Consider the following 12,644-nt stretch of genomic DNA (forward strand, 5'->3'; position numbering starts at 1 on the left):
GGTTTCTTTGAGCTTGTTGACAATGGTGCATTCCGGTAAGCTACCCGCGATTTAGGCAGATTGTTTGATTTCTACTGGTTGTTTCGCAACTGGAGGTTGGAGTTGCTCTTGTAACCAGGTGTTAAATAGTTCATTCAATAATTTTTGTTTCATTGGCTCGTCTAATTTAGCTGGTAATAGTTTTTCTAAGCGGACAATTATCCACCATTCACCAACGCGCGTTGGGGGTGATAACTGACCTGGTTGATTAATGGTAAGGATTTGGGCTAAGGTTGGATGGGGTGATGAAAGAGGGACTGGACCGATTAAACCGCCTGTAGAAGTTTCTGTACCTTCAGAATATTGTCTTGCTAATTCTGCAAAAGGTTGTTCATCTTCTAAAAGGCGAAAGTAAAGTTCGCGCGCTAAATCTGCATCTCGAACGCGAATAAGGGAGTAGATAACCTGGTCAAGTTGTTGTTTGCGTCCCAGGAAGTAAGATTCTAAACGATTACCCCAAGTCGCTTGTTGAAACTTCTCTATTCTGAGTTTTCGAGTTGCTAATTCTAGTAATTGTGCTTCTGTTAATCCCTGTTGTTGCAACCAATCTTGACGTTCAAGTTCTGATGTTAATTGATGTTGTTGGCAAAATTGTTGGTGGCACTTAGCTTCTTCTTCAAGTGTACAGCAAAAGGGTGCAATTGCCGACTCAATTACTAGTTCTTGTTTGAGTTTTGGTAACATTTGATATTGACTCAACAAGGGCACTATTTCTTGGGCTGTCACCTTGCGATTATTTACCTGTAAGAGTTCAAGCGATGCAGGTATAAGTTTTTCTGGCTCTTGGTACTTAGTGTTTGCTTTCTTGTCTGTAATTAATAATACTTTTGAATTATTTTTGATTTCGCTACTTGGAAATACCAATTTCGTATTATCTTCCTGCTGCTGTATCCATTGCAGGTGTTTAGGTAATAACACTGACAAATTATAGTATTTTTTGACTGTTTCCCTAGCTTTGGCGCGAATTTGTGCCATTTTATCGGGGTGGTTAAGTGCTTCCTCGATGCGGTCGCAAATTTCCTGGGGTGAGAAAAAGTCAGCTAATAAGCCATTAACTCCATCTTGAATGACTTCCATTACAGGGGCAGTTTGAGAAGCCACGACTAAACAACCTGTACTAAGAGATTCGAGTAACGACCAGGATAAAACAAAGGGACGGGTTAAATAAACATGAGCCGAAGATGCTTGGAGAACTTGCAAATATTCTTCGTAAGGCAGCCAACCTGTAAAATGGATTCGACTTTGGTCAATAGGGAATTTATTCAGCGTCAAATCTTTATAGGTTTGACCATTAGGTAACTTTTTACCATAGGCTACCCGGTTTTCTCCCACGACTACTATGTGACAATTCGGGCGCCGTTGCTGGAGTAAGGAAACTGCTTCCATAAATTGCGGGAAACCTCGGTAAGGTTCCATACCTCTAGTTGCATAAGTGACAATTTCATCAACATGGGAAAGGTCAAGGTTTTTGCTTGGTAGAACTAACTTTGCCCCTGGTTTAGGGCGGAAAAAGTCAGTATCAACGCCATCATGAAGAACATTAATTTTACTTTGATATTCGGATGGAAACTGTTGACGTTGCCAATAGGTTGGAGACAGACCGCGATCACAACTATATAAATCCTGCAAAATCGGCGCATTTTTGATACGAATCCGAGCTTCATCGTCCACGGTTAGTGGTTCATTGGGGTCAAAATCACAATCGGAACCATGAGCGTGATAAAACCACTCAAAATAACATAATAATTTAGCTTGAGGAAAAATATCTTTAATAAATAATGTTGGTCCCCAACCAGAATGACCGTAAACGACATCAGGCACAAATCCTTTAGCCTTTAGCTGTTCTGCCATGCGAAAAACAGCCTGACCCTGAAGAACAGCATTTTCCAGAGTTTTAACATAGTGGTGGGTTTCCGGTCGAGCTTCCCGTTTCACCTGATAAAGAACTTTGTTAACACCAGGTATGCTTCCTTCATGACGAGCAGTACCGAAAAAAACCTGGTTACTACTGTCTTTGGCTAAAGCTGCGGCGATATGGCGAAATTGGGCGGGAAAATTGGGGTGGAGAAATAATATTCGCATGACAGTTTTGTAATTAAATATTTCTCAATTGCATAAGTTGGTTAAGAGTTTAATCCCCCCAACCCCCCTTAATAAGGGGGGCTTTAAATGCTCTTTTTCCCCTTAATAAGGGGGGTTAGGGGGGATTAGGTAGGAATTTTAAACTCTAGCCTTTTTCCTAAATGAATACCTGCTTTTGTTAAAAGATAAAGTCGCTAGCATCAACATTAGTGGCAGTGAAGTTTCCTAGGGTAATGGTATCTGTACCGAACACTCCACTGGAAATCAGGGTGTTTGTGCCATTTTGAGTAACTGTTAAAGCTCCGAAACTGGTTGCAAATGCTGTTAAGTTTATTTTGTCTGCCGCATCACCGAAAGCGTTGATACGATCAACTCCAAAACCAGATGCAAAGATAAAGGTATCGTTTCCGGCGCCACCGTTCATGATATCGTTACCTGCGCCACCAATCAAGGTATCATTACCACCTGCACCAAGCAGGGTGTCATTACCAAAACCACCAAGTAGGGTGTCAGCACCAGCACCACCATTGAGGTTATCATTACCGACACCACCATCGAGATAATCATTACCAGTATCACCAGTCAGGGTGTCATTACCAGCATTACCGAAGATGTTATCGTTTGCGGTTGTACCGTTGAGGGTATTGTCTGAAGCATCTCCAACAATTAAACCGATCGCATCAACTGCGGTCGCATCGGTGAGGTTAGCACCGAAAAAGTTCGCATTGGTAAAATTACCTTTGGAAAGGTCAGCGTTGCTTAAATTGGCATTTGTGAAATTTGCACCAGTGGCGATTGCATCAGTGGTGAGTACTCCACTCAGGTTAGCTCCCGTGAAGTTCGCATTTGTCAAGTCAGCTGTGGTAAAGTCAGCGCTAATCAAATTGGCATTGGTAAAATTGGCACCAACTGCAGAACCGTTAATGAAGACATCTTCTGCATTGGCTTGGGTAAAGTTTGCTCCACTTACATCAGTCTGATCAAATCTGGTTCCAGTCAGGTTGGTAACTGTACTACCAGAGGCGCTAAAATCAGAACCAGTCAAAACAGCATCATCGATCAGCGCACCACTTAAATTTGCACCACGAAAACTCAGGTTAGCAGTTTGACCCGGTTCGAGGGGAGCATCACTCAAAGAAACACCGCTCAAATTAGCGAGGTCAAAAATAGAGTTTTGCAGGGTGACATCTGTGAAATTTGTTTGCTGGAAGTCTGCACCTGTGGCATTGACGTTGACTAAAAGAGTCGCTTCTAGAGTCGCTCCTTGAAGGTCGGCATCTGTGAGATTGGCGCCTGTAAAGTCAGCAGCTTTCAAATTGGCACCCGTCAAGTCCGCACGGGTAAAATTAGCACCAGTCAAGTTGGGACGTTCAGATTGTTCACCACTCAGATTAGCTCCCTGGAGAATGGCATCCGTGAGGTTAGCATTTGATAGGTTAATATTTGATGTATTAACTAACGTTAGATTTGCCTGTCTCAAGTTGGCGCCACTGAGATTGACATTCTCTAATGTTGCGAGAGACAAATTAGCTGGTCCAAAGTTGGCATTGGGGGCAAAAATCGCATTACGGGCATTAACATTAATCCAGGTGGATTCACTAAAGTTAGTGCCTCTTAATTGTGTGGCAGTACCTGCATTGTTGGGATCGAAGCGGACGCTTTCCAGTCTGGCTTTGAAAAAATTGGAACCGTTGAGATTTTGACCCCGGAAGCTATTTCCGACTAAGTTTTGTCCTTCAAAGTTAAAAGCTGTCATAGTTACACCTTAAAAAGGATTAATTGGTTGAAGTTTGAAAGGTACGTAATGCTAACTGAAGTTGTAGAGAGCGTCAATCACTAGTACTAATTTTTACATAGCTTTACTGACGCGGACTTACAAAGAAACTGGGTTTTTGTATAGATCTCCAACTTCTTTAAGAAGTCGGAGGTCTGAATATTCACAACTCGGGCTGATTTTTTATTCCCACTCTCAGGACAGCATGGTTAGAATTGAGGTACAAATGATTTTGTTGGGTCAGGTCGGTAGTACTTGGCTACTTGCTAAGTAAACCACCTGGTTCATTTTTTAGACTATGAAGTCGTTCGCGTCGATCGTGATAACAGATGCATTTGCACCATTAATAGTAGCCACTAGTTCTGAGTAATCTGGGATTCCGTTGGCTGGTTCACCTGGATTCACAACCCTGAGAGTAACGCTAGAAGTACCATTACCAGTGATGATCAGGTCAGTAAAGGCGCCATCAAATTCGATCCGGTCGGTACCATCTTGGAAATCAGTGATTATGTCGCCGACTGGTTGTGGTAGAGGTGGAAATTCGCTAGGATCTAGCACAAAGCCACTGCTTGCTATTTGGAATAAGTCCGCATCTGCACCGCCAGTTAGTGTGTCGGCAGCAGTTTCAATTGTTCCTGTTTCGCCACCAGAGAGAATATCAAAGCCTGCACCACCAATAACGCGATCAGCACCGAAGCCTCCATTAAGGCTGTCATTTCCGGCTTGACCATTAAGGACATCATTACCAGACAAAGAATCTGCTACACCGAAATCCCCGTAAATGACGTCATCACCACCGCCACCTAAGAGGTTATCAACGCCTTCGCCACCATCAATGAAGTCAGCATCAGCTCCGGCTGTGATGCTTTCATTACCAGCACCACCATAGAAGTAGTTAGCACCAACAGTATCTGTAAAGACATCATTACCGCCACCACCATACATGGTGTCATTACCATCGCCACCATTCAGGGTGTCTGCTCCTTGAGCAATTGTGCCTAGTTGGTCATCACCATATAGCACATCATTAGTAAAGCTGCCGACAAGATTGTCGTTGCCACTTCCGCCCAGCGCTACATCGCCTTCACCAGCATAAACCCAGTCATTTCCAAAACCACCATCAAGGTAGTCAATGCCATCAAGAGCATCAGTGGCATTGGCACCGCCAAACATAGTGTCATTACCGGCATCGCCAAACAAAGAGTCTTCCCCTTCCTGACCAAAGAGGCGATCTGCTCCATCACCACCGTGCAGGTTGTCTTTGTCGAGTCCACCACGGAGAATGTCGTTACCACCTTCCCCATAGATTTCATCCTCACCGGCTTCGCCCAAGAGACTATCAACTCCATCACCACCGTAAATTAAGTCTTTGTCGTCTCCACCGAAGATGGTATCGTTACCGCCTAAGCCATTAAGCGTGTCTTCCTTACCAAAGCCGCGAATTGTGTCGGCTCCAGTTCTGTTTGGGCCTGGATCAGTTCCGATCAAGAAATCTGGCTCAGGTGTTCCATTTCTTACTGCCATAAGTCAAAAACTCCTATGTATTTTAGAAAAGTATTTTGTTATTGTGCAGATGCACACTACAAAGTTTGTTTGAACTCTCACTATCTCCTCCCCTCTCTCAAATTTGAGAGAGGGGTGTCAAAGACATAGCGAGAAGAGGTGACATGCTGTTGGTAAAACCAGTAGTAACAAAAGTTTTGATTATGCTGTTCATTTTATTAATCGTTTGCTGGAAGAACTAAATTTGTAAAAGACTCAAACAGTTACTGCAATGAAGCAAAATCCTCAATAAGGGTTATAACCCCTCGATACGGAAAAAGCATGTTATGATATTTAAAAGGCGCCGTCGCTGAGGTTTACGTGAGAACTAGTCATCTGAGACTCCGCATAACACACTGTAAAAAAAATAGTTGCCATTTTGGCAGAAGTTCTGGTAGACTAGATTCAAGGCAAAAGAAGAGCAAAAGCTCTTACTTCTAACTTAGAAACAGTAGTTGATTCAGATGTAAGCGTCTGACTGGCGTCCTTCGCGCACCAGTAAAATATCAAACTAGCACATTTTCTGAAACCATTGGTATATATGGGATTTTTGAATGTGCAAGTTAGAAGTTAAGCAAAACTTGACAAACTAAAATCAACGAACATATGTTCTTGTTAAAAATAACTAAAAGGACAGAATCTCTTAAATAATAGCATTAAATGATACTTTTAATGTATCTGCTTAATTTATTGTTTGAAACTTGTATTAAAACTCTAAACAAAAATAGGGCACAGACTTATTTTTCGAGCTAACGCATTTTATCCCAGTTTCAAGGCAAACAAATAGCTCATTCGTATACAGTACTAGAAAAGCCATAAAAGACTTTAGTAACATTTAATACGATTTAAATTGCTCGACACAATTAGTAATATAGTTGCCAGATTCAGCTTTGTCAATGCTGTAATCATGAGAAAATTCTCATAATTAAAAAGATTTAATCAATTACATATTGTTTTTTATACCAATGATTTTAAGTTAGTTGCGAGTTACCAATATCGAATTCTACCTCTAAACTCTACTACCTACTTAATTGATGCTTAAGTATTATTACTTAACAAAGTGTAAAAATAATTGCATCATATAGTATGATTGATGATAACAATAATAAAAAGTTTAAAAAAAATCATACTTTAGATAGGTCAATGAAGTCATAAATATGCTTGAATGTAATTTTAGTTAAGCAAAATACAAATTCGATAAATTAATCTCTTCGAGCATACAGACCCCAAACTTAAAATTAAGTTCGATAAATCCCACTTGGAAACTGGTATGTCTGTTGCTACGGATTCTATTGCTAAATTTATTGTCAAGCTTGAAGGGTTTGATAAGCTGCCAAGCGATGCCTTGGCTAATTTATTAGAAAAAATTCGTCCTACTCGTTATCGTGTGGGACAGAATATTTTAGGGAAAGACAAAATACCCGAGCGCATCGTAATTATTCATAAAGGCAGAGTGCGCTTATTAACATATGACCCTTGTACACAAGTACCAACTACCTTAAAATTTCTCGAACCTGGAGATGTTTTAGGTGAAATTGGTATTTTGCGAGAGTCTGGATGTGAAATTGCAATCGCATCGAGCGAAGTAACATGTTTAACATTAGATGCTGGGGAGTACTTGCATTTACTTTCCAAATATCCAGCTTTTGCTCAGGTGCGTAAAAATCGCTGTCACTTGTTGGAAATATTTGATGTCTTAGGGATGCAAAAGCAAATCCAAGCGAATGCAGCGATTAATCTTAAAGAATTGGCTCAAAATGCTTTATTATCAGCCCAAGTACATTATCTTTCACCGAGAACAACCCACATTCGTGAGTTAGAGAAAGAATTAGACCCAGAAAGAATCTGGTTTGTCAGTGGTGGGGGAAGGGTAAAGAGCTTTTCTCCGGGTTCAAGTTTGGAGTTGGGTAATAGTACAGGTAAATTAGAGATTATTGGCAAAAAACCAGCACGTTTGATTGGTTTGCGTGCGTTAGATTTATTACTACTAGACATAAATCAGCAGCAGCATGATTCTATAGAAGTTAGTGGAGTCGATGATTTAGATGAAATCGATATTCCCTACGCAGAAAATGAAAAGGTGACAGTTGCTAGCAGCGTATCTAAAAAAGATAAAAGAAAATATCCATTTATTCAGGGAAAAGGACAACTAAATTCGGCAATTGCCTGTTTTCAAATGGTATCCAAACATTTGCAAATGCCGTTTCGTCGGGAGATTGTGAATCGTATATTAACTGAAAATAGCAAGCGTTCTGGTACGGTGTCATTCCAACTGTGTGCTTATCTAGCAGAGTTGGTGGGATTAAAGTCACAACTGCTAGATGTACCTGTTTCCCAAATCGAACGGATTCCGACACCAGCGTTAATTCGCTATGAAGATAGTTTTGCGGTGTTGTATGAAACGGGTGAAAGAGTCGTGGTTTTGGGTGTACCTTCCCAAGGAATTCAGTACTTTCAACCCGCACAATTGGTGAATGAGTTGGTGAATGACTTGGAAAGCTCAGAAAGCGTTTCTCCACCAAAGTTGCGGGTATTGCTGCTTTCTGCGACGAAAGCTACACCGAAACAACGCTTTGGTTTACAATGGTTTGTTCCCTACTTATGGCGTTACAAACGAGTGCTAATAGAAGTGTTCATAGCTTCTTTCTTTATACAGTTAGCGGCATTAGTAAACCCCCTAGTTGTTCAAATAATAATCGACCAAGTAATTGTTCAGAATAGCATCAAAACTCTACATCTTTTTGGAGGGTTACTAGTAGTTGTTGCATTGTTTGAATCACTATTGACAACATTAAGAACCTATTTATTTGTTGATACTACTAACCGAATTGATATGGGTTTGGGGTCACAAATTATTGACCACTTATTTCGTCTCCCTCTTAACTATTACCAACGCCGACCAGTAGGAGAGCTAGCGACCCGCATTAATGAGTTAGAAAATATTCGTCAATTTCTCACAGGTACAGCTTTGACTGTGGGCTTAGATGCCCTATTTTCAGTAATTTACATTATTGTCATGCTGTTTTACAGTTGGCAATTAACTTTAGTCGGTTTAGCGACAATTCCGATATTCATTTTGCTGACATTAATATTTTCTCCCTTAGTGAGGAAACAGCTACGAGCAAAAGCCGAACGTAATGCTGTCACCCAATCTTATTTAGTAGAAGTCATATCTGGAATTCAGACGGTCAAAGCCCAAAATATCGAATTGCGCTCACGCTTTTCTTGGCAAGAGCGTTATGCCGATTATATTGCCTCCGGTTTCAAAACTGTTGTCACTTCTACAATTGCTGGTTCTGCAAGTAGTTTTCTCAATAAACTCAGCAGTTTACTTGTTTTATGGATGGGAGCTTATTTAGTAGTTCAGGGAGAATTAACGTTAGGTGAATTAATTGCTTTTAGAATTATTTCTAGTTACGTTACTAGCCCTTTATTACGTTTAGCCCAACTGTGGCAAAGTTTTCAAGAAACAGCTTTATCTTTAGAGCGTTTAAGCGATATTATTGATACTCCCCAAGAAGCTGAAAACGACCGTAATAACATTCCATTACCAGCAGTTACTGGCGCCGTCAAATACGAGAATCTTTACTTTAGATTTAGAACAGATGGACCGCTACAACTTTGCAACATTAATCTTAATTTTGCTCCGGGTCAATTTATCGGAATTGTTGGGGGAAGCGGCGCCGGAAAAAGTACTTTAACTAAATTATTAATTCGACTGTATGAACCAGAATCAGGTAGAATATTAATAGATGGTTACGATATTTCTAAAGTTGAATTATATTCACTGCGGCGCCAAGTAGGGTTTGTCCCTCAAGATTCCCTATTGTTTGAAGGAACAATTCAAGAAAATATTGCTTTAACTAATCCCGATGCGACTACAGAGGAAATCATTGAAGCAGCAAAAATTGCCGCAGCACACGATTTTATTATGGACTTACCCAACGGTTACAACACCAAGGTAGGCGAACGTGGTGCATCACTATCAGGAGGACAAAGACAAAGAATAGCTATCGCGCGGTCTGTTTTACAAAGTCCAAAGTTATTAGTGTTGGATGAGGCAACTAGCGCCTTAGATTATATTACAGAAAGACAAGTTTGTTTGAATTTAGCTCAAGCGTTTCAGGATAGTACAGTCTTTTTTATCACTCACCGTTTGAACACCGTCAAACATGCAAATACAATTGTTGTGATGGATGGCGGTAGAGTCGTTGAGCAAGGAACTCATCATGAATTAATGGCAATGGAAGGTCATTATTTTTATCTCTATAATCAGCAGGAAGTGAATTTTTAATTAACCGATTCAGTCTGAACAACAAGATTCCCGACTTCTTAAATAAGTCAGGAATCCAAAATCTATTCATGTACTAAATAAAATCTAAAATTGCTATGACTAAGCTAGATAATTACCAACTTAATGGTAGAAATGCTAACAAAAAGCATAAAAATAGTATTAAGCTACTAGAATCAAATAAATCAATAACTGAACCCAAAGCTCCTAAACCTCCTGCAAAAAAACTTGTAGAGCAAACCGATACACGCAGCTTTGAGCAATCTGTCGTTCTACGTCAATCTCCAGTTTGGTCGCGCGTAATTATGGGGACTTTAGTAGGTACTGCATGTATTGGAATTGCTTGGGCATGTATAGCTAAAATTGAGCAAGCTGTTCCAGCAGTTGGTCAATTAAAACCGGAAGGAAGTGTCAAAGAAGTTCAAGCACCAGTGGGTGGAGTTGTCAAAGAAGTTTATGTGAAAGATGGACAGAAGGTAAAACCAGGAGATTTATTGTTAGTCTTTGATTCTACTGCTACGAATGCAGAATTAAATTCGATGCAAAAAATTCGTAATGGTTTGATGCAGGAGAATCAAATTTATCGACAATTAATACAAACTAATTCGACAGTGAGTGTATCTGGGAAAGGTTTAGGTATTTCTTTATCTCCAGAGGCTAATTCTCTACTTAAAAATCGTACTGCTTTGCTTACAGAAAACGAGCTATTGCGAAAAGAACTGACGAACTCAGATAATATTTCTAAATTCGGCAGTGACGAACAATTTCGCTTACAAACAGCTAGAAGAGAATTAGATGGTCGCTCTAATGCATCGCGTTTAGAGGTCGAACAAATCAGAAGATTATTGGCACAAAATTCAATTAAAATTACAGATACTCAAGCTAGTTTAGCTATTGAAACAGAAATTACTACTAAATTGGCGCCTTTGGCAAAAGAAGGAGCAATCGCACAACTGCAATATCTACAGCAAGACAAAAAAGTACAAAATCTAAAGGCACAAGTAGCGCAATTATTAGAAGAACAACAGCGTCTGCAACTTGATATTCAACAAGGGCAACAAGAGGTAAAAAATACGGTAACTATTTCTCATAAAAATGTTTTAGAAAAAATTACTAATAATAAAAATAGAATTGCCGAAATAGAGAGCCAATTTACCAAAATTTTGTTAGATAACGAAAAGAAACTAGCTGAGATAAATAGTAAAATTTCTCAAGTACAATTAAATGCAAAATATGAAAAACTCCGTGCGCCTATAGCTGGAACGATTTTTGATTTACAATCTGGCAGTAGTGGTTTTGTGACTAGGCCAAGCGAAAAACTCCTGTCAATTGTACCCGACGACCAATTTATTGCTGAAGCATATATAACCAATAAAGATATTGGTTTTGTGAGAGAAGGAATGAAAGTAGATGTCAGAATAGATTCCTTTCCTTTTAACGAATTTGGCGATATTAAAGGAGAAATTACTTGGATAGCTTCAGATGCATTAGCACCAGATGAAACTCATCGGTATTATCGTTTCCCTATAAAAATAAAATTAAATCAACAATCACTTAATGTTAAAGGTAGAAAAATATCCTTGCAATCAGGAATGTCTGTCACTGCTAACATTAAGGTGCGCGAAGAAAGGAGTGTAATTAGTATGTTTACAGAGTTATTTACAAAGCAAATTGAAAGCTTGAAGGAAGTTCGCTAAAATTAGGTTTTACTGAAAGTAGTTTTAATGGGCACCAGTCTTAACAGTTACAATTTTTTAGCTAACCATTTTAGGAAAAGTCAATGATGACATTTGGATATTATATCTTTAACTTGATTGTATGTTGGGTTACGCAAAGCCGGAACCCAACCTACAGCTTCGTTAAATTGTTGCACTTACCTTCTTTTTATCCTTTTTATCCCATTCTTCAATAACTTTTTTAACGTGTTCTATTTCTTCAAAGTCTACACGTACTGTGGCATTTTCAAATTCGATACCTAATACTGTGATGACTTCGAGGATTTCTACAAAGCTGGCACATTGATAATCAGTTCTTTCGTATTCTACGACTCGCGCGCTTTCAATGCCTAACATTGTGGCAAGTTCTTCAATGCTGATTTTTGCGGCAATTCGAGCTTTGATTAATGCGTCTGGTAATTTACAAAAAGATTCTACCTTAATTTTAATTGGTTCATTTTTTGTACAATTTATTAGTGTTTCATATTCGGCTATTTCAGCTTCTAACTTGTCTATGTGACATTGTAAAGCACTCCGGTTTTGCGAGTACCGTGTGTAGTCCTTCTGAATAGCTGCTTCATCGCTGTCCATTGCAGCAATAGATTTTTGGAACTTTGTTACCCATTCTTGACTATATTGATATTGATTTTCATTTTTAATCATGGTTCCCACCTCATTAAATCTATAGCTATAATGCCTTTTTTGTTTTTATCTCTATCTGTCTGAAAAAACTCAAATGAATTTTCTCCATAGTTACCAACAGGTTGGTTAGATGGATAAACTTCACCTTTGTATCTCGCTTTGAGTGCGGCACGGTCATGATGGTTAAATAGCCTGGGGGCATTTATTCTAAGATAATCAGCATCTGCTGTTTCATTATCATAACAAGCATCAAAGTCACCAGGGTCTGATTTTGCTGTCGTAAAACTGCCGTTTATGTAAATTACTCTCAATACTGCTCGGTTAAGGATTTAATCCCCCCAACCCCCCTTGATAAGGGGGCTTTAAATCCTCTTTTTCCCCCCTTAATAAGGGGGGTTAGGGGGGATCGATTATGGTAGAAAATCTTAACCGAGCAGTATTGAAATTACTCTACATCCTGCTGCTGGTAAATTACCAATTTCATCAAATTCAGGGATCATTCACTCACACAATAACAGATATATTAATTATCTGCTATCAGAGTAAATTAATTATAAGT

General features: G+C 39.4%; 7 protein-coding genes. 2 read left to right on the top strand and 5 right to left on the bottom strand.

Annotated elements, in window-relative coordinates:
* Positions 1 to 51: 51 nt before the first annotated feature.
* The 3 genes from DSM106972_RS36550 to DSM106972_RS36560 form a co-directional block, all read right to left on the bottom strand.
* On the bottom strand, positions 52 to 2,121 hold the full coding sequence (locus DSM106972_RS36550) for a glycosyltransferase (RefSeq protein ID WP_127085293.1): 2,070 nt from the start codon (positions 2,119 to 2,121) through the stop codon (positions 52 to 54).
* Positions 2,122 to 2,299: 178 nt separating this feature from the next.
* A complete protein-coding gene (locus DSM106972_RS36555; RefSeq protein ID WP_127085294.1) occupies positions 2,300 to 3,877 on the bottom strand; it encodes a pentapeptide repeat-containing protein in 1,578 nt (525 codons plus the stop codon).
* A 309-nt stretch (positions 3,878 to 4,186) separates the two neighbouring features.
* Positions 4,187 to 5,419, bottom strand: a complete 1,233-nt coding sequence (locus DSM106972_RS36560) for a calcium-binding protein (RefSeq protein WP_127085295.1) — start codon at positions 5,417 to 5,419, stop codon at positions 4,187 to 4,189.
* A 1,288-nt stretch (positions 5,420 to 6,707) separates the two neighbouring features.
* On the opposite strand from DSM106972_RS36560, the gene DSM106972_RS36565 reads away from it, so the two are divergent.
* A complete protein-coding gene (locus DSM106972_RS36565; protein WP_127085296.1) occupies positions 6,708 to 9,731 on the top strand; it encodes a peptidase domain-containing ABC transporter in 3,024 nt (1,007 codons plus the stop codon).
* Between the two features lie 95 nt (positions 9,732 to 9,826).
* Positions 9,827 to 11,425 carry a beta-barrel domain-containing protein gene (locus tag DSM106972_RS36570; RefSeq protein WP_127085297.1) on the top strand — a complete coding sequence of 533 codons (1,599 nt, stop codon included), beginning with the start codon at positions 9,827 to 9,829 and terminating at the stop codon, positions 11,423 to 11,425.
* Between the two features lie 162 nt (positions 11,426 to 11,587).
* Here DSM106972_RS36570 and DSM106972_RS36575 read toward each other — a convergent pair whose 3' ends face one another.
* Both DSM106972_RS36575 and DSM106972_RS36580 read right to left on the bottom strand, forming a co-directional pair.
* The gene (locus tag DSM106972_RS36575; protein WP_127085298.1) at positions 11,588 to 12,106 is read right to left on the bottom strand and encodes a DNA-binding protein; all 519 of its coding nucleotides are present in this window, start codon (positions 12,104 to 12,106) and stop codon (positions 11,588 to 11,590) included.
* The gene (locus DSM106972_RS36580; protein WP_233787359.1) at positions 12,103 to 12,396 is read right to left on the bottom strand and encodes a DUF6932 family protein; all 294 of its coding nucleotides are present in this window, start codon (positions 12,394 to 12,396) and stop codon (positions 12,103 to 12,105) included. The genes DSM106972_RS36575 and DSM106972_RS36580 overlap by 4 nt, the downstream gene beginning before the upstream one ends.
* Positions 12,397 to 12,644 lie beyond the last annotated feature (248 nt).

Source organism: Dulcicalothrix desertica PCC 7102, assembly GCF_003991905.1.
GTDB lineage: Bacteria > Cyanobacteriota > Cyanobacteriia > Cyanobacteriales > Nostocaceae > Dulcicalothrix > Dulcicalothrix desertica.